15 protein-coding genes and 1 pseudogene are annotated in these 17,598 nt (G+C 73.1%); 8 read left to right on the top strand and 8 right to left on the bottom strand.

Features of this window, described 5'->3' with window-relative positions; all coding sequences use genetic code 11:
- Nucleotides 1-121 precede the first annotated feature (121 nt).
- Nucleotides 122-241 (bottom strand): annotated as a pseudogene (locus ACFW2Y_RS08975) (IS5/IS1182 family transposase); the annotation flags it as partial.
- A gap of 173 nt (nucleotides 242-414) precedes the next feature.
- On the opposite strand from ACFW2Y_RS08975, the gene ACFW2Y_RS08970 reads away from it, so the two are divergent.
- On the top strand, nucleotides 415-1,176 hold the full coding sequence (locus ACFW2Y_RS08970; RefSeq protein ID WP_384875629.1) for a hypothetical protein: 762 nt from the start codon (nucleotides 415-417) through the stop codon (nucleotides 1,174-1,176).
- A gap of 262 nt (nucleotides 1,177-1,438) precedes the next feature.
- Nucleotides 1,439-3,490 (top strand): NAD-dependent DNA ligase LigA, encoded by a 2,052-nt coding sequence (ligA, locus tag ACFW2Y_RS08965; protein WP_384875639.1) that lies wholly within the window; start codon nucleotides 1,439-1,441, stop codon nucleotides 3,488-3,490.
- A gap of 110 nt (nucleotides 3,491-3,600) precedes the next feature.
- Here the strand turns inward: ligA and ACFW2Y_RS08960 are convergent, their stop codons facing one another.
- Together ACFW2Y_RS08960 and ACFW2Y_RS08955 are read right to left on the bottom strand one after the other, a co-directional pair.
- A complete protein-coding gene (locus tag ACFW2Y_RS08960) occupies nucleotides 3,601-4,440 on the bottom strand; it encodes a polysaccharide deacetylase family protein (protein ID WP_384875626.1) in 840 nt (279 codons plus the stop codon).
- Nucleotides 4,441-4,661: 221 nt separating this feature from the next.
- A complete protein-coding gene (locus tag ACFW2Y_RS08955) occupies nucleotides 4,662-5,873 on the bottom strand; it encodes a CapA family protein (protein ID WP_384875624.1) in 1,212 nt (403 codons plus the stop codon).
- Nucleotides 5,874-6,133: 260 nt separating this feature from the next.
- Between ACFW2Y_RS08955 and ACFW2Y_RS08950 the strand changes: the two genes are divergently transcribed.
- The 3 genes from ACFW2Y_RS08950 to ACFW2Y_RS08940 all read left to right on the top strand — a co-directional run bounded on the left by ACFW2Y_RS08950 (nucleotide 6,134) and on the right by ACFW2Y_RS08940 (nucleotide 7,847).
- Complete coding sequence (locus ACFW2Y_RS08950) at nucleotides 6,134-6,691, top strand: sigma-70 family RNA polymerase sigma factor (protein ID WP_384875622.1); 558 nt, start codon at nucleotides 6,134-6,136, stop codon at nucleotides 6,689-6,691.
- Nucleotides 6,692-6,695: 4 nt separating this feature from the next.
- Nucleotides 6,696-7,115: a PaaI family thioesterase gene (locus ACFW2Y_RS08945; protein WP_384875619.1), complete on the top strand. Its 420-nt coding sequence runs from the start codon at nucleotides 6,696-6,698 to the stop codon at nucleotides 7,113-7,115.
- Between the two features lie 234 nt (nucleotides 7,116-7,349).
- Nucleotides 7,350-7,847, top strand: coding sequence for a hypothetical protein (locus ACFW2Y_RS08940; protein WP_384875617.1), 498 nt, complete (start codon nucleotides 7,350-7,352; stop codon nucleotides 7,845-7,847).
- Here the strand turns inward: ACFW2Y_RS08940 and ACFW2Y_RS08935 are convergent.
- The 4 genes from ACFW2Y_RS08935 to ACFW2Y_RS08920 form a co-directional block, all read right to left on the bottom strand.
- Nucleotides 7,791-9,062: a sensor histidine kinase gene (locus ACFW2Y_RS08935; protein WP_384875614.1), complete on the bottom strand. Its 1,272-nt coding sequence runs from the start codon at nucleotides 9,060-9,062 to the stop codon at nucleotides 7,791-7,793. The genes ACFW2Y_RS08940 and ACFW2Y_RS08935 overlap by 57 nt on opposite strands.
- 64 nt (nucleotides 9,063-9,126) lie before the next feature.
- Nucleotides 9,127-10,860, bottom strand: coding sequence for a cation acetate symporter (locus tag ACFW2Y_RS08930; RefSeq protein WP_384875611.1), 1,734 nt, complete (start codon nucleotides 10,858-10,860; stop codon nucleotides 9,127-9,129).
- 10 nt (nucleotides 10,861-10,870) lie between these two features.
- Nucleotides 10,871-11,281, bottom strand: a complete 411-nt coding sequence (locus tag ACFW2Y_RS08925; RefSeq protein ID WP_384875608.1) for a hypothetical protein — start codon at nucleotides 11,279-11,281, stop codon at nucleotides 10,871-10,873.
- 108 nt (nucleotides 11,282-11,389) lie between these two features.
- Nucleotides 11,390-12,157, bottom strand: coding sequence for a LytR/AlgR family response regulator transcription factor (locus ACFW2Y_RS08920; RefSeq protein ID WP_384875606.1), 768 nt, complete (start codon nucleotides 12,155-12,157; stop codon nucleotides 11,390-11,392).
- A gap of 138 nt (nucleotides 12,158-12,295) precedes the next feature.
- Here ACFW2Y_RS08920 and ACFW2Y_RS08915 point away from each other — a divergent pair, with 138 nt between their 5' ends.
- From ACFW2Y_RS08915 to ACFW2Y_RS08905, 3 genes are all read left to right on the top strand, one after another.
- On the top strand, nucleotides 12,296-12,970 hold the full coding sequence (locus ACFW2Y_RS08915; protein WP_384875603.1) for a winged helix-turn-helix domain-containing protein: 675 nt from the start codon (nucleotides 12,296-12,298) through the stop codon (nucleotides 12,968-12,970).
- A complete protein-coding gene (locus tag ACFW2Y_RS08910; RefSeq protein ID WP_384875600.1) occupies nucleotides 12,967-14,280 on the top strand; it encodes a sensor histidine kinase in 1,314 nt (437 codons plus the stop codon). The genes ACFW2Y_RS08915 and ACFW2Y_RS08910 overlap by 4 nt, the downstream gene beginning before the upstream one ends.
- A 246-nt stretch (nucleotides 14,281-14,526) precedes the next feature.
- Nucleotides 14,527-16,167 carry an alpha/beta hydrolase gene (locus ACFW2Y_RS08905; protein ID WP_384875598.1) on the top strand — a complete coding sequence of 547 codons (1,641 nt, stop codon included), beginning with the start codon at nucleotides 14,527-14,529 and terminating at the stop codon, nucleotides 16,165-16,167.
- Here the strand turns inward: ACFW2Y_RS08905 and ACFW2Y_RS08900 are convergent.
- Complete coding sequence (locus ACFW2Y_RS08900; RefSeq protein WP_384875595.1) at nucleotides 16,130-17,521, bottom strand: wax ester/triacylglycerol synthase family O-acyltransferase; 1,392 nt, start codon at nucleotides 17,519-17,521, stop codon at nucleotides 16,130-16,132. The genes ACFW2Y_RS08905 and ACFW2Y_RS08900 overlap by 38 nt on opposite strands.
- Nucleotides 17,522-17,598: the final 77 nt, after the last annotated feature.

The following is a 17,598-nucleotide window of genomic DNA, read 5'->3' as shown; positions in this document are numbered from 1 at the left end:
CCGACCACTGCTCATCAGAAAGATCCCCACGCCCCACACCATGATCATCGCGGAATGGGAGCCAGAACCGGACCCCGACCTAAAACACGGCCTAGGCGCGTTGCCCGGTGAGGTCGGGAACGCGGTGGGCGGTGGTGGTGCCGATTCCGAACCCGGCCGCGGGTGGGTCCCGAGGGCGGCCGTTGCGGAGGCGGGCGGGTACGAGGAGGACCCGCCCGCCGGCGCTGAGGCCCCGTACCCGACCTTGGTCTTCTCCACGGACGCATCCCTCACGGCCCGTGACCCCGTCCTCGGGCGAGCAGGCGGCAGCAGCAACCGGGGCGCCGCCATCCTGATGGCGGGCTGGGGCCTGCCCTGGTAGGTTGCCGAACTTCGGGCGGTGCCGACTCCCGGAGTCCTCGAAGGCGAACGCCCATGACGAACCTCGACCGATCCCGTGCCCGGCGTCGCCTCGACACCGCATTGGACGGCCTGGCAGCCACCTTCCGGGGGATGACCGCCCATCCCGACGAGCACAACTGTGACTGCCACTGGGGCAGCGCGGAAGATCTTGCCCAGCTCAAGGCGGCGGACACGGAGCTGGACCCCGACCTCCTGCGACGCACATGGGAGGCGATCGACTGGAGCGACCACGCATCCGTCCTCCGCAGGATTCTGCCCCAGTTCGCCACGGCCCTCGTCCGCGGGCACGTCGAGCCCCTCTTCGGCATGGAAACAGTCGGGCGCTCGTTCGCACTCGGTCACTGGCAGCGGTGGCCCGCTGAACAGGCCGCGGCAGTCGAGGAATTCCTGCGCGCCTGGTGGGCACACACGCTCACCGATCCGGATCCCGTCGTACCCGCGCACGAGGTCCTCATACTGAGCACCGAGGCATCTGGCGCGCTGAGCCCGTGGCTCCACACCTGGGAAGCACTGACCGGACCGGCGGCCGCCCAGCATCTGGCCGAAGCGGTGACACGCTGGGAGTACGACCTGCTCGGTGACCAACTTCCCTGGTACTCATCGGAGAACGGGGAAGAGATGCGCGTCGAGCTGACTGGCTGGCTGGTTCGCCATGCACCCACACGACTACGTGCCATCGGCGTGTCCGAAGAACTGCTTCACCGGATACGGCTGCTCGGGGTCACCGGTCCTGATCGCTGGGAGGACCCGCACTGGCCCGGCCACCGCTACTGATCCGCCGAGCACACGGTGTCCCCGACTGCGCAGAAGCGAGTGCGCCGGGCAGGCCGCAGCGCAAGTTCCCCGACGGGGCCCGTTGTTCCGCAGGGGGAAGTCCACGTAGTTCCTCGCCTCCCGGGCAAGCCTGCGCACACCAGGAGCAAGCCGGGTCCAACCGGCCGGAACGGCAGCACCTGACCGCCGCCGCCGTGGGCCGGGCGTCGGTCGCCTCACCGACGAGGAGTGGGCGGTGGCATTGTCAGTGGCGGGCAGCATGATGACGTTCATGACCGAAAACCATGCCCTGATCTCCTCTGACACCTATGCGGAGGCCGTGACGACCGCCGTGGCGGCATCGGCCGCGTACTACGGCGACGGGACCACACCGCTTGGTGACGACGAGTACGACGGGCTGCTGCGCGCCATCGCTGCCTACGAGGAGACCCACCCGGACGAGGTGCTGGCCGAGTCGCCGACGGGGAGAGTGGCGGGCGGGGCCGTGCAGGGTGACGTGCCGCACTCGGTGCCGATGCTCTCCCTCGACAACGTCTTCGACGCCGACGAGCTCGCCGAGTGGGCTGCGGGGTTGGAACGGCGTCTGGGGCGCCCCGTGGCCGGGTGGTGTGTGGAACCGAAGCTCGACGGCCTCGCGGTGGCCGCCCGCTACCGAGGCGGCCGGCTCGTGCAGGTCCTCACCCGCGGCGACGGCCTGGCCGGCGAGGACATCACTCACGCCGCCGACGCCGTCCTCGGGCTGCCGTCGGTCCTCACCCGGCCGGTCGACGTCGAGTTGCGCGGCGAGGTGCTGCTGACGTCAGCTCAGTTCGAGGAGGCCAACCGAATCCGGCTCGCACACGAGGCCACGCCCTTCGCGCACCCGCGCAGCGGGGCGGCCGGCACCCTGCGGGCCAAGGACCGCCCCTACCGGATCGAGTTGACGTTCTTCGCCTACGACGCGGTTGGCCTGGAAGACTCCGACCACGTCGCTCTGCTGGAGCAACTGGCCGTGCTCGGCGCGAACACGGCCGTCAGCACGGCTGCCGCCCCGGTGCGATGCGAGACCGTGAAGCAGGTGCAGCAACGCATCGACGTGATCGCCGGGCTGCGCGCAGAGCTGCCGTTCGGGATCGACGGCGTCGTCGTCAAGGCCGACTCGGCCGAGGACCAGCGGGAGGCCGGCAACGGCTCGCGCGCCCCGAGATGGGCGGTGGCCCGGAAACTGGCGGCCGAGCACAAGGTGACGCGTCTGCTGGCGGTGGAGTGGAACGTCGGCCGGACCGGGATCATCGCCCCGCGCGCCGTTCTGGAGCCCGTGGTCATCGACGGGGTGACGGTCACCTACGCCACGCTGCACAATCCGTCCGACATCACCCGTCGCGGGCTCATGATCGGTGACCAGGTGTTCGTGTACCGGGCCGGCGACGTGATCCCCCGGGTCGAGGCACCGCTGGTCGACCAGCGCACCGGCACCGAGGGCCCGATCGCCTTCCCCGAGGCGTGCCCCCGCTGCGGGGATGCGATCGACGCCTCCGAGCAGCGGTGGAGGTGTGTACGCGGACGAAGCTGTCAGGCCGTGGCCTCGGTGATCTACGCCGCCGGGCGGGACCAGCTCGACATCGAAGGCCTCGGCGGCACGCGCGCGATCCAGCTGGTGGAGGCGGGTCTCGTCAACGACGTCGCCGACCTGTTCACGCTGACCCGCGAGCAGCTCCTCGGTCTGGAGCGCATGGGTGAGACCAGCGCCGCCAACCTCCTCGCCGCGATCGAGACCGCCCGCGGGGCCGCGTTGAACCGTGTGTTCTGCGCCCTCGGCGTCCGCGGCACCGGACGCACGATGTCCCGTCGGATCGCCGCTCACTTCGGGTCGATGGCCGCGATCCGGGCTGCCGATGCCGACGCGCTGGCCGGGGTCGACGGCATCGGCACCGAGAAGGCCCGTGTCATCGCGGCGGAACTCATCGAACTCGCCCCGCTCCTCGACAAACTCCAGGCCCAACAGGTCGGCATCCAGGTCACCGAGCCGCAGGGGCCCCCGAGCGACGAAGAAGCCGGCGGGGCCTCGGCGGTCGACGGCCCCCTGGCCGGGCAAGCCGTCGTGGTCACCGGCTCCATGACCGGTCGCCTGGCGGCGTTGAGCCGGAACGAGATGAACGAGCTCATCGAGCGAGCCGGTGGAAAGGCCTCGTCGTCCGTGTCCAAGCGCACCACTCTGCTGGTCGCGGGCGAAAAGGCCGGATCCAAGCGGACCAAGGCCGAAGAACTCGACATCCGCGTCCTCGACCCCGAGGAGTTCGCCGACCTCCTCGCCGACCTCCTCCCCCTCGGTTAGCCGGCCGGGCGCACCGCCCCTGCCCATCGGGGCTGGGGGCGCACTCCGCGTACGGGCGCGGCCGGCCCCCGGCGGTCGACGGGGTCGGGGCCCTCGCCGCATCCGGGCGTTCAGCGCCGCGGAACGGTGATCTGGTAGCCGTCGTCGAGGAGTCGGGGCAGATAGCGGCGGAGCGCGGCCACGCTCTGGGACCGGTTGCCGCCGGCGTCGTGGGAGAGGACGACGACACCGGGCGCGGCGCCGTCGAGGACCCGACGGACGATGGTGCCGGTACCGGGCTCCTTCCAGTCCAGGGTGTCGACGGTCCAGGCGAGCGGCTCCATGCCGAGTTCGGCGCCGATCTCGAAGGAGTGCCGGTTCCAGGCCCCGTAGGGCGCGCGGTACCAGAGCGGGGCGGCGCCCAGGGCCCGTTCGATGACCTCGCTGGTGGAGCCGAGCTCGTCACGGATCAGAGAGGGCCGCAGCTTGGGGATCAGGGGATGGGACCAGGAGTGGTTGCCGACGACATGGCCGTCCGCGGCCATCTCCCGCAACAGGTCTTGGTTCTCCACGGCCATCTCGCCGCAGACGAAGAACATCGCCCGGCAGTCGTACCGGCGCAGGGTCTCCAGGATGCCGGGGGTGTAGCGGGGGTCGGGGCCGTCGTCGAAGGTCAGCACCATCGAGCGGCCGACTCCGGACATGCTGAGGAAGGGGCGCTGGCGCACCGGCGGTACCGCGCGCCGCAGGGACGCGGGCGTATGGGAGGTCATCGGTTGCAGGCGGTAGGCGGACGGGCGGAGCCGGGCGGCTCGCGCCTGTGGTCCCGCGGCCGGACGCGCGCTGCCGCCTCCGGGCGCGCTCCGGGGTTCGGGTGCGGGCGCGAGCCGGTCCGTGGAGAGGACTCCCACGGTGGCGGTGGCCCCGAGGGCGGCGGCGAGCCGCAGTACCGCCCGGCGCCCACTGTCCATCTGATCCTTTTTCATGACCAATGGTTCGTACGGATGAGGACCCGTACCCCTCATCGACACCGGTCACCCGTCCGAAAACACCCGATGGGCCGACAGCCGTGCAGGTCGGAGCGAGCCGGTCGGCGGCGCACACCCGGCGCCCGGTCCGCCGCCCGCCCACCGGAAGGATGCCGACGGGCCGCCTTCCCCGCCCGGACGGAGCGGGCGTCCGCCGCCCCGTCCTACTTCCCCATCAGCAGGCCGTCCTTGTCCGCGCCCCGGCTGAGGACGGCCCGTCGGATCGCGTCGCGGATCTCGATCTGGTGCGCGTCCGCACCGTCCGCAGCACCGAGGTTCACCACGCGACCGCGCACCGTGTCGAACCACTGGGGCAGGAACTCCGCCTTGGTGACTTCCCAACGCCCCCCGGGGGTCCTGGGCGGAGCGAAGGTGAAGCGGCCGATGCTGCTCTGGTTGCCGCGCGGGTCGTGGGCGCCCTCGTGGTTGATCATGTCACCGGCGATCTGGTCTCCCATCCCGTAGATCACCCAGGTCCCGTTGACCTTCTCGTACGCCTGCGGAACGTGGGCGTGGGTGCCGATGATCAGGTCGACGTCCGGGCGTCCGCCGCTCCGCGAGGCGGTCAGCGCCCGGGCGAGGGAGAGCTGCCGTCGGTCGGGTTCGGTCTGCCATTCGGTGCCCCAGTGGACGCTGACCACGACCACGTCGGCACCGGCCTCACGGGCGGCGCGCGCATCGGCGATCACCGTGCCCTCGTCGAGCAGTGCGACCGCCCAGGGCTGCCCCTCGGGCAGTGGGCGGCCGTTGGTGCCGTAGGTGTAGGCGAGTTGGGCGACGGTGGCACCACCCGCCGTGAGCAGGGTGGTGCGGGCCGCCTCCTCCGCGGTCCGGGCAGAGCCCGCGTGCCGGACCCCGACCCGGTCCAGCGCGTCGAGCGTGCGCCGCAGACCCGCCGCCCCGCTGTCGAGGGTGTGGTTGGAGGCGGTGGAGCAGGAGTCGTAACCGGTGGCCTTGAGTGCGGCGGCGATTTCGGGGGGCGAGGCGAAGGCGGGGTAGCCGGTGTAGGGGCCGCCCTCCTTCCCGTACGCGGTCTCCATGTGACAGAGGGCGAGGTCCGCGCGGGAGACGACGGGCCTCGCACCGGACAGCATCGGGCCGAAGTCGTATCCGGTGCCGTGCGCGTCCTCGGCGGCGCGCCGGATGATCGAGTCGTGCGGGAGGACGTCCCCGGAGGCAACGAGGGTGAATCCGGTGGGGGCCGATGCCCCACCGGGCGCGGCGGACGGGACGGCGGGGCTCCCGGTCCGCCCGTCCCCGGCCCCCGCCGCGGTGGCATCGGCGACCGGGCCGCTCCCACCGGTGCAAGCGGTCGCGGCCGCGAGCAGGAGCGCGGCGAGGGCCACCGTTCCCGGCGATCTGGTGCGTGAGGTCATGTACGGCACTCCACCCTATTCATGCGATGAACATCTGTTCTGATTAATTGATCGTCCAGGAAAGCCGCAGTCAAGGGTCAAGGCCGCACCGGGACATGAACCCCGCCGAAACGGACGCATCGACTCCGCCCGACCGCTCGCCGTACCACTCGTCGCTCGGTGCGACCGTTCGTCGCAGACCGGTGTCCGTTCCCTGTCCCTCGCGGTGCGGATGCGTTCCGATACGGCCCGGACGACGAGCCGTAGGAGAGGCGGGAAGCATGACGACAGCGACGACCGACGAGCGGACCCTGGAGGAACTGCAGCGGGACCACGGCCCCGCACTGCTCTCGTTCTTGCTCGGCTTGACCTACGGGGACCGACAGCGGGCCGAGGACCTCGCCCAGGAGACCCTGGTGCGGGCCTGGCTCCACCCCGAAGCCTTCACCGGGCCCTACGCCTCGATGCGCCCCTGGCTCTTCACCGTGGCGCGCCGCCTCGCCATCGACGCCCGCCGCTCACGGCTCGCCCGCCCCGCCGAAATCGGCGACGGCGTCCTCGCCGTGACTCCCGATCCGGCCGACGCCACCGCCTCGGCCGAGGCCGCGCTCGACGTACGGGCGGCCGTGCGGGAGCTCAGCCCCGAACACCGGGCGGTGCTCGTCCGGCTCTACTTCCGCGGCCTCACCGTGAGCGAGGCCGCCGATGAGCTCGGCATACCCACCGGGACCGTCAAGTCCCGCTCGTACTACGCGCTGCGGCAACTCGGCCGTTCCCTGCCCGGCTACCGCCCGCGTCACGGCGTCATTGCCCGGCCACGGCGCGGGGCCGCACAATGACGCCGTGACGCTGACAACCGCTGCCGCCGAAAAGGTCCTCGCCGACAACTTCGCACCCTGGGTGCTCGATCTGGGGCTCACCGTCGAATCCGTGGCCGTCGACGGCCACGAAGCCGTGCTCAGACTCCCCTGGTCGGACCGATTGGCCCGGGAGGGCGGCGGCCTCTCGGGCCAGGCCCTGATGGCTGCTGCCGACACGGCGACGGTGATCGCGGTCTCGGTGGCCCGGGGCGGCTTCGTACCGATGACCACCGTCCAACAGTCCATCAGCTTCCAGCGCGCGGTGATCGGAGCCGACGTGCTCGTGCACGCCCGCCTGACCAAGGCGGGGAAGCGGATGGCCTTCGCCGACATCACGATGACGGCCGAAGGGACGGACGGGGCGGCGGCCCATGCGACCGCCGTCTACGCGCTCCTGGGGTGACGCTCCCGCTCCCGTCGTCCGGGCCTGCCGCAGTCTCCTCCCTCCCACCCCTCCCGTCACTCTTCGCCCTTCCGGCACTCCCAGCCTCACCAGCACCGATCCGGCCGGAAAACGTATCCGAAACCACACGGGCGAGTTGAGCAAAGCAGGACCCGCGGAGGTCCTCCAGGGAGGAGGCTCTCCTCCGGACCCCTGACGTCCGGGGTCCTCCACGCCCGGGAGAAGGTGGGAGCATTGCTGCCCGAAAGCACGAACGACACCGGCGGGACCGGTGGCGGCGGCCTCGCCGTGCCGATGGCATGGCTGTGTGCCGAGTACCTGGCCGACGAAGTGCTGCGGAGGGCGTCGCTCGTGCCCCCCGGCTCGCTGGAGTACCGCGCCGGCCTCCAAGCCCTGACGCTGACCGTCCACCTCGCCGAGGAGCCGGACGGGCCGACCGGCACACGGGCCGGCCGCCGGCCCGACGAATGGCTGCGCCGCACCGCGTACGACCGGCCCTGGCCGCCCTGGGTGGAAGGGCGACTCGCCGAACGGTCGACGACCGGGGGCGACGGACCGGACCTGGCACTCGCACGGACCGCCTGGAGCCGCCTGCGGGACACCTGGGTCCGCGCCGTGGACCTCGACGACCGGACCGATCCCGCCTCCCCCGTCGACGAAACCGAGCAGATCTGGCTACCCGCCTGGAAGCTCGGTCTCCCGCTCGCGCACCTCTCCCTGTATCTGCACTGACGGGTCCCAGAGCGCCGAGGGGTGCACCCCCGAACGGTACTTGGGAATGCGCACCGTCACCTTCATACCCGCGCCGATCCCGGTCTCGATGACCAGGCCGTGCTCCGCCCCGTACACCTGGCGCAGTCGTTCGTCCACGTTGGACAGGCCGATGCCGGAGCCAGACGGGTGTTCACCGCGCAGAACGGCGCGCAGCAACTCCGGGTCCATGCCGATGCCGTCGTCCTCGACCGTCACGACCGCTTCGGCACCCGCGTCCCGGGCCGCGATGGTGACCCGGCAACCCCGCTCACGGTCCTGGAGGCCGTGCTTGACGGCGTTCTCCACCAGCGGCTGTAGGCAGAGGAAGGGCAGGGCCACCGGCAGCACCTCGGGAGCGATCTGCAGCGTCACCTCCAATCGGTTCCCGAAGCGCGCACCGGCCAGGGCCAAGTACTGCTCGATGGAGCGCAGTTCGTCGGCAAGCCGGGCGAACTCCCCCTGCCTGCGGAAGGAGTAGCGGGTGAAATCGGCGAACTCCAGCAGGAGATCCCTGGCGCGTTCGGGATCGGTGCGGACGAACGAAGCGATGGCGGCGAGCGAGTTGAAGATGAAGTGGGGGGAGATCTGGGCGCGCAGGGCACGGATCTCGGCCTCCACGATCCGGGTGCGCGAGCGGTCCAGTTCAGCCAGCTCCAACTGGACCGAGACCCACCGGGCGACCTCGGTCGCGGCCCGCACCAGAACGGCCGACTCCCGCGACCCGTAGGCCACGAGCGCGCCGAGCACCCCCTCCTCACCGGTGAGCGGGGCGATCACCGCCCAGCGCAACGGGCACGCCGGATCGTCGCAGCCGCTGTGCACGGAACGGCTGCGACCGGTCTCCAAGGTCTCGGCGACGCGCTCCGGAACGTGCGCACGGTGATGGTCCTCGCCCGGCCCGTCCCAGGCGAGGACCGTGCCCCGGTCGGTGAGGCAGAGCGCCTCCGTGCCGAGCAGCGAGCGCAGCGTGCGGGCCGCCTTGCGGGCGGTCCCCTCGGTGAGCCCGGCGCGCAGCGGAGGTGCGGCGAGCGAGGCGGTGTGCAGGGTGTGGAAGGTGGCCCGCTCGACGGGGGTGCCGAGGTCGGGGTCGGCCGGGGAACCGCCGCGACGGGCTGCGAACCTCCCCAGGGCGAAACCCACGGCGAGCAGCAGGACACCGGCGACGGTCGCGGCGACGAGGACGGTGCCGGTCATCCGCACGCCTCACGGGCAGGACCGGGGGCGCGCGTCGGCGCACCCCAAGGGCGGCGGTCATCGCTCATCGACGCGCTCCCCGGACGGGGAGGGTGCCGGCGAGCTCCTCCGGAAGGTGGAGTCGGGCCAGGAGGGCGGGGGTGCCGGGCGGGATCCGACGCGGAGTGGCGAGCGAGACGCACACCATCGTCAGGAAGCCGAGGGGAACCGACCAGACGGCCGGCCAGGCCATCAGGGTGTGCGGCCACCCCTCGGAAGCCAGTCCGGCCCGGGTGGCCATCACGGCCGCGAGGGCGGAGCCGCCGCCGAGCAGGAGGCCTGCCATGGCGCCGGGCGGGGTGAGCCGCCGCCACCAGATGCCGAGGACCAGCAACGGGCAGAAGGAGGAGGCGGAGACGGCGAAGGCGAGGCCGACGGCGTCGGCGACCGGCACCTCGGAGGCAGCGGCCCCCACCCCCAACGGAACGGCGGTGGCGATCAGGCTCGCGAGGCGGAAGTGTCGGACGCCCCCGGAGGACAGCACGGACTGGGTGAGGACCCCGGCGACGGACATGGTGAGCCCGGAGGCGGTGGAGAGGAAGGCGGCGAAGGCGCCGGCCGCGAGGAGCGCCCCGAGGAGTTCGCCGGGGAAGCCGCCGAGGACCCGATCGGGCAGCACCAGCACGGCCGCGTCCGCGGAGCCGGTGAGGACGAGCTCGGGGGCGTAGATCCGGCCGAGGAAGCCGTAGAGGGGCGGAAGGAGGTAGAAGGCCCCGACGAGGCCGAGGACGACCAGGGTGGTGCGCCGGGCCGCGCGGCCGTGCGGGCTGGTGTAGAAGCGGACGGCGACGTGCGGCAGCCCCATGGTACCGAGGAAGGTCGCGAGGATCAGTCCGTACGTGGCGTACAGCTGGTGCCCTTCGCGTCCGCCGGCCAGCGGTTGGGACCAGCCGAGGGGGTCGGTGCCGCTCGCGGCCCGCTCGGGGAGCGGCGTGCCCGGCGGGAAGGCGAGCGAGGTGCCGGCGAGCACGCGATGGGTGCCGGGGGCGAGCGTGACGGTCCGTCCGGCGGAGCGGACGGAGTCGACGGTGCCGGTGACGGTGACGGTGAGGGGGGCGTCGAGGTCGATCCGCACCGTGTCGGCGACCCGGACGACGGTGTGTTCGCGCAGGACGGCGGGGGCGTCGAAGCGGGCCCTGGGCGCCCCGTCCCCGTACCAGGCGGCGAGGAGGAAGAGGGCGGGGACGAGGAGGGCGGTGAGCTTCAGCCAGTACTGGAATGCCTGTACGAAGGTGATGCTGCGCATGCCGCCCGCGGCGACGGTGCTGGTGACGACGGCGGCGACGAGCAGCCCACCGGCCCAGTCGGGGGCTCCGGTGAGGATCCGCAGGGTGAGTCCGGCGCCCTGGAGCTGGGGCAGCAGGTACAGCCAGCCGATGCCGACGACGAAGAGGCCGGCGAGCCGACGCGCCCGTGGCGATTCGAGGCGGGCCTCGGCGAAGTCGGAGAGGGTGTAGGCCCCCGAGCGGCGCAGCGGGGCGGCGACGAGGACGAGCAGGACGAGGTAGCCGGCGGTGTAGCCGACGGGGTACCAGAGCATGACGGGGCCCTGGACCAGGACGAGTCCGGCGATCCCGAGGAAGGAGGCCGCGGAGAGGTACTCGCCGCTGATGGCGGCGGCGTTGAGGCCCGGGCGGACGGTCCGCGAGGCGACGTAGAAGTCGGAGGTGGTCCGGGAGATCCGCAGCCCGAGGGCCCCGATGAGGACGGTGGCGAGGACGACGGCGGTGACGGCGGCGACCGCGTAGCTCTGGTTCATGCGGGGCCGTTCACCGTTCGACGGTGCCGGCGGAGCCCGTCTCCACGAGGCCGGTGAAGTCGCGCTCGTTGCGCTCGGCCCGACGGACGTACCAGTGGCCGACCGTCCAGACGACCGGGTAGACGCCGAAGCCGAGGACGGCCCAGACGAACGCTTCGGGCATGGACAGCGCGAGCAGCAGCGGCAGGGTGCCGACGAGCAGGGCGAGGGTTCCGAGGGCGGTCAGGGCGGCGCGCAACTGGCTGCGCATCAGGGAGCGGACGTAGGTGTGGCCGAGGGTGGTCTGCTCGTCGATCTCGGAACGGGCCGGCGGATGCGCGGGGCGCCGGCCGGTGGGTCGGGGCACGGTTCCGGGAGCGTGGGCGGAGGCGTGGGTCACGGTCTCGCGCCGGGGTCTGCGCGGGGGGTGGTCCTCGGACATCGACGTCCGCTCCCGCCTCTCTCGACGACTTCCGGTGACGCGCGCGGGCGGCGGCACCGGCCCCGCGACGCGTGGAGTCTACGCAGCGGGCCCGGGGGACGGTAGACGTCAGGTGGATCGGCCCCCGGGCCTGCGCATCAGGAGGTCACGCAGGTGGCGGGCGTGGCGACGGCTGACGGCGAGGTCGGTGTCGCCGAGCCGGACGGAGGTGGCACCGCCTTCGAGCCGGAGCTCGTCGATGCGGGCGAGGGCCACGAGGTGGCTGCGGTGGATGCGGACGAAGCCGCGGGCGGCCCACCGTTCTTCGAGAGCGGAGATCGGAATGCGGACGAGGTGGCTGCCGTGGTCGGTGTGGAGGCGGGCGTAGTCGCCATGGGCCTCGACGTACACGACGTCCTCGACCGGGACGAAGCGGGTGACGCCGCCGAGCTCGACGGGGATCTGCTCCGCCGCCGGGGTCACGGCCGGTGTGGGAACGGTGGTGGCGTGGACCAGTTCGTGCAGGCGGCGGACGGCCTCGGCGAGGCGCTCGCGGCGGACCGGCTTGAGGACGTAGTCGACGGCCTTCAGGTCGAACGCCTGGAGGGCGAAGCCCTCGTGGGCGGTGACGAAGACGACGAACGGGGGGCGGGCGAACCCGGCGAGCAGGCGGGCCACGTCGAGGCCGGTCAGGCCGGGCATGTGGATGTCGAGGAAGAGTACGTCGATGGCCTCGTCGCTCTCCGGGCCCGCCTCCACGGCCCGGGTGATGCGCCGCAGCGCCTCGGTGGCGTCCGTCGCTCCCTCGGCCGCGCGCACCCGGGGGTCGGCGCGCAGCAGGTACAGCAGCTCTTCGAGGGCGGGTTCCTCGTCGTCGACGGCCAGGACGCGCAGCATGCGGCGCAGTCTAGGGGAGGGGGCGGCGACCGGCGGCCGGCGAGGCCCCTCCTCCGGGCCCGACCGTACGGCGGGGTGCGGTGGCCGTCGTCCATGCGCCCGCCGGGTGGGTGCGGGACAGCCCTTAGGGTGTGCGACGTGCGTGTACTGCTCGTCGAGGACGACGAAGACCTCCGGTTCGGGGTGGCCGCCGCGTTGCGGGCCGCCGGGTTGGCCGTTGACGAGGCAGGCGATCTGCCCCGCGCCGACGAGGCGCTCTTCGTCACGGCGTACGACTGCGCGGTCTTCGACCGGATGCTCCCCTCCGGGGACGCGGCCGTCTACGTGGAGGGGATGCGGCGCAGCGGACGGAACGTGCCCGTGCTGTTCCTGACCGCCCGCGACGCGGTGGCGGACCGGGTGGAGGGCTTCGCGAGCGGTGGTGACGACTACCTCGTCAAACCCTTCGCCGTGCCCGAACTGGTCGCACGGGTGCACAGCCTGTGCCGGCGGTCCGCCGTCGTCCGTCCGCCGGTGCACCGCGTCGGTGACCTGGAGGTCGACACGGCCCGCCGCCACGTCCGCCGGGCCGGGGTGCTGCTCACCCTCACGCACCGGGAGTTCGCGGTCCTCGAAGTCCTCGCGGCGCGCTCGGACCAGGCGGTCTCCCGCTCCGAGCTGATCGAGAGCTGTTGGGACGAGATGGCCGAGCCGCAGTCGAACGTCCTGGAGGTGGTCGTCTCCCAGCTCCGCCGCAAGCTCGGTGATCCGCCGCTGATCCGTACCGTGCGCGGGGTCGGCTACCGGCTCGCGCGGCCGGACGACGCACGGTGAGGGTCGCCCGACCGCGCCGGTCCGGGCCGCCCACGCCCACCGCCCGGGTCCTGCGGCTGCGCAGGCGGATCAGTCTGCTGTTCGCGCTGACCAGCGCCGTGGGACTGATCGCGATGGCGACCTTGGCGGTGCGCAGCGACAGCAGCCGCTGGCGGGAGCAGTTGGACCACACCATGGACGCGGACACCAGTTGGGCCCTCGGACTCCTGGAGACCGACGAGGACGGCCGGCTGGTCACGGACGTCCTGGCGGACGCGGTGGACACCGCGTGCCCGCCGCTGGCGGTGCTCCTCGCGGACGGGGACTCCCCCGGTGCCCTGACGGTCCGACACGCACCGGTGCGTCCGTGCCTGGCGGTGGGCCGGGAGGTGGTCCTGGAGGCGGGGCGCGAGGCGGTGCGGGCCGATGGCGCACGGGCCTTCGACGGGCACACGACGGGTGGCGCTCCGGTGCGGGTGTTCGCCCAGCCCTTCTACGCTCCTGAGGCCACGGACGACGAGGGGCCGCAGGGCGTGCTCGTGACCGTGTCCGACGCGAGTGCCCAGCGCGCGGACCACCGTCGGCTCGTGTGGCTGGTGACGGGTGGTTGTGCGGTGCTCGTGCTGTTGTCGGCAGCGGTCGGTCACGCGCTGTCGGGGCGGGCGGTGCGCCCCGCGCTCACCGCCCTCGACCGGCAGGAGGCGTTCCTCGCCGATGCCGCACACGATCTGCGGACTCCCGCCGCCTCGCTGCGGACGCTCGCCGAAACGGCCTTGCGCGGCGAGACGGACAGCGCCGACGTGCACCGGCGCACGTTGCGGCTCGCGGAGGGCATGGGCCGGCTCGTCGACGGTCTGCTGACCCGGGCCCGGCTCATGTCCGGCACCGCCGCGGTGGCACGACAGCCGCTGCGCCTGGACCAGTTGGTGGAGGCGGTCGTCCAGGAAGCCACCGCGGCTTCCGCCCCGGAACCCCACGTGCGGGTCGAGGCCGAAGCGACCGTGGTGGTCGCCGACCCCGACCTCGTGCGCCGGGCCGTCGGCAATCTGTTGGACAACGCGTTCGCCCACGGCCACGCCCCCGGCGTCCCGGCGGACGTGCTGGTCGTGGTGGGTCGGGACGGCACGGTGACCGTCGAGGACGCGGGTCCCGGTCTGCCCCCCGAGGTCGCCGGCGCCCTGTTCGAGCGGTTCCGCAGCGGATCCGGGTCCACCGGTCTCGGGCTGTCCATCGCCTCCTGGGTGGCGCACGCCCACGGCGGAACGCTCACGGCGGAACGCGGTGGGCGCGGCGGAGCCCGGTTCGTCCTGCGTCTACCGACGGAGGACTGAACCCGGGCGGTGCGGGCACGCCGGCGTGCAGGGCCCGGGCGTTCAGCGGAGCCGGGCGGACGGCCCGGGGCCGGCAAAGCGGCCCGCGCCCGCGGCGGGGCCCGGCATGCACGAACGGGCCGGCGGGCCCCGGGGGGCGGTGCCTCCCCCGCCCACCCGGGGCGGGGGCCGCTGACGGGGTCTTCAGGAAAACCTCAGCATCGATGCCCGATCCTTCCGTGGACCGACCATCCAGGGGAGTTCCACGTGTTCCGCACCACCGCCCGCCGCCGGGCCCTCGCCCTCGCCGTCCTCGCCGCCGCCTCCTCGGCCGCCTGTACGCAGGTGTCCGAACAGCCCGGGGACCGGCTCCGGGCCTCGGCCGCCCCCTCCGACCCGGCCGCCCGCGCCGACCTGAGGCGGTTCTACGGTCAGCAGCTCGACTGGCAGCCCTGCGGCGACTTCCGTTGCGCGACGCTCACGGTTCCGAGGGACTACTCGCGGCCCGACGACGGCAGGACCTTCGTCCTGCCGGTGGTGAAGGCGGCTACCGCGGTCGCCGGCAAGCGACTCGGCTCGCTCGTCCTGAACCCCGGAGGTCCGGGCGAATCCGGTGTGGGGGTCCTCAAGGACGGCATCGCCGAGGAACTCGGCCGGGGCGTGCGCGAACGGTTCGACGTGGTGTCCTTCGATCCGCGCGGCGTCGGCGGGAGCAAGCCCGCGTTGACCTGCCTGGACGGAGGTCGTGCGGACGAGGACTCCACCGCTGGGGAAGGAGCGCCGCTGCACCCCCGCACGGACGCCGAGCGCGCCGCGGCACTGGCCGGGGCACGGGCGACGGCCGAGGCCTGCCGAAAGGCCAGTGGTCCGCTGCTCCCCCACGTGGGCACGGTCGACGCGGCCCGGGACATGGACGTGCTGAGGGCGGCGCTCGGCGAGCGGAAGTTGACCTATGTGGGCTGGTCGTACGGCACGAGCCTGGGCACCTCCTACGCCGAGCAGTTCCCGCGTCGGGTACGGGCGATGGTCCTGGACGGAGCGGTCGACCCCTCCCTGAACTGGCGGGAGCGCGTGATCGGCCAGTCGGTCGGGTTCCAGAACGCGGTCGCCGAGTACGCCGCGTCCTGCGCCGACGCGGTCGGCGAGGGCTGCCCCGGAAAGACGCCCGAGGAGATCCGTGCACTCATCAACGGCCTGGTCGAACGGACGGAGCGCGAGCCACTGTCGGTCGACGGGTCCGAGGCAGGGCTCGATGCCGCGGGCGTGGTGTCCGCGCTCTCCCTGTCCATGTACACCCCGGAGGAGCAGTGGGCGGGCCTGTCCGAGGCGCTGCGCGCGGCGGCCGACGGGGACGGTACGAAATTGGCGGCGCTGGCGGTGGGCGAGGAGGAGGCTCCGGCCGAAGGAACGGGGGACGAGGGGGCTCCGGCCGAAGGGGGCGGCGCGGATGCGAGCCCGGAGCCGTCCGGGGAACCCGCGGGCGACGTGCCCGAGGACAACGCCGAGGCGGCCCTGATGGCGATCAACTGCCTCGACGTGCCTCATCCCCGCGACGCGCAGGCGTACTGGGACGCCCTCTCCCCCGCCCGGAAGGCCGCGGGGGTCTACGGTACGTCCGGGGTGACGGCCGAGCTGGTCTGCAAGGACTGGCCGACCGGACCGCAGAAGCCGCACCGGGTGGACGCGGCGGGCGTTCCCCCGGTGCTCGTCGTGGGCACGGAGGGCGATCCCGCGACGCCGTACGACGAGGCGGTGAGCCTCGCGCGCCAGTTCCCCGGCGGCATGCTGCTGTCCTTCGAAGCCCCCGGGCACACCGGGTACGGCCGCAACGCCTGTGTGGGCACGAAGGTGGAGGAGTACCTGGTGTCGCTCAAGAAGGTCGAGCCGGGCACGACGTGCGCGCCGTAGCGGCGCCCGGATCCAGCAGGTCGAGTTCGACGGTGAGGGCCGCGGCCAGCGCGTCGACGTCCGGAACGGCAGCGCCGTCGGCGACGAGGCCGACGTGGACCTCTCCGCCGTACGGGGACATGGCGACGGCGAGGGACTGGCCGCGGGCGAGCGGCGCCATCGGGAAGAGCGCGCGCAGCGGGGCTCCGCCTAGGGAGAGTGCGGAACGGGGCAGCGGCACCTGGGTGACCAGGAGGTCGAAGAGCAGCCGGGCCGCCCCCGAGGCGAGCGGGGCACCGAAGCGGTGGGCGAGCGGGGGCAACTGGTCGGCGAGGAGCGCCACGGCTCCCGCTCCCCTGCAGGGCCCGGCGGCCTTGTTGCGGTCCATGGCGTCCCGGACCGCGGCGAGCCGGACGTCCGGGGAGGGTTCGGTGACGGGCAGGTCGAGGAGGTAGCCGGAGAGGCTGTTGCCGGGGCCGGGCGGGGCGCCCGGCCGGCGGCGGGAGACCGGGACCAGGGCGCGGGGGTCGGTGTCCGGCAGGGAGAGGCCCCGCCCGTCGAACCAGCGCCGCAGGGCGCCGGCGACGAGTGCGAGCAGGACGTCGTTGGCGGTGCCGCCGGTGGTGCGGCGGATCCGGTGGACGCCGTCGAGGGGCAGGGTGGCCGTGGCGATCCGGCGGGTGCCGCTGGAGTCGGCGGCGAACACGGTGGCGGGGCCCCCTTCGAGACGACCCGCCCGGACGACGGAGGAGCCGACGACCGAGGCGCCGACCTCGACGGCCCGGCCGAGGTCGCCGATGCGGTCACGGGCGAGGTCGAGGAGACGGCCGGGCCCCGGTAGCCAGGAGCGCGGGGGCACCGGGCGGGAACGGCCTGCGGGGCGTCGACCGGCAGCGATCTCGTCGAAGATCCCGGCGCCGATGGCAACGGCCCGCATGCCGTCGGCGAGGGCGTGGTGGAGCTTGACCAGGACGGCGAAGGAGCCGTCGGGGGCGCCGCTGAGCAGGTACATCTCCCAGGGCGGCAAACCGCGGGCGACGGGGCGTTCCATGAGCTCGGCGGCAAGCCGCACGGTCTCGGCGGGGAAGTCGACGCCGGGAAGAGTGATCTCGCGGACGTGGCGGCAGACGTCGAAGTCGGGGTCGGCGCTCCATGCGGCGCCGCCCACGGGGATCAGGACGTCACGGACCCGCATCCGGAGCCGGGGGACGGCGGCGGCGCGGCGGGCGAGCAGTGCCAGGACGTCGACCGGATCGTGCCCCGGGGACGCGGGTGGGGGGCCGAAGCGGGCGAGGGCCCCGAGGTGCAGGGGGTGGTCGGGTGATTCCAGGTGCCAGAAGGCCAGGTCCAGGGGTGCCAGTAGCTCGCTGCTCACGGTGTCCTCATGTCCTGCGCTGAGAGGCGGATACGGGAAGTCAATCGCGTACCGTCAGTTACGGTCAAGTACGATCA

This window comes from Streptomyces sp. NPDC058877 (assembly GCF_042742855.1).
Classification (GTDB): Bacteria; Actinomycetota; Actinomycetes; order Streptomycetales; family Streptomycetaceae; genus Streptomyces.
The sequence above is the reverse complement of the archived record's forward strand: the minus strand, read 5'-3'. Positions and strand labels throughout refer to the sequence as shown.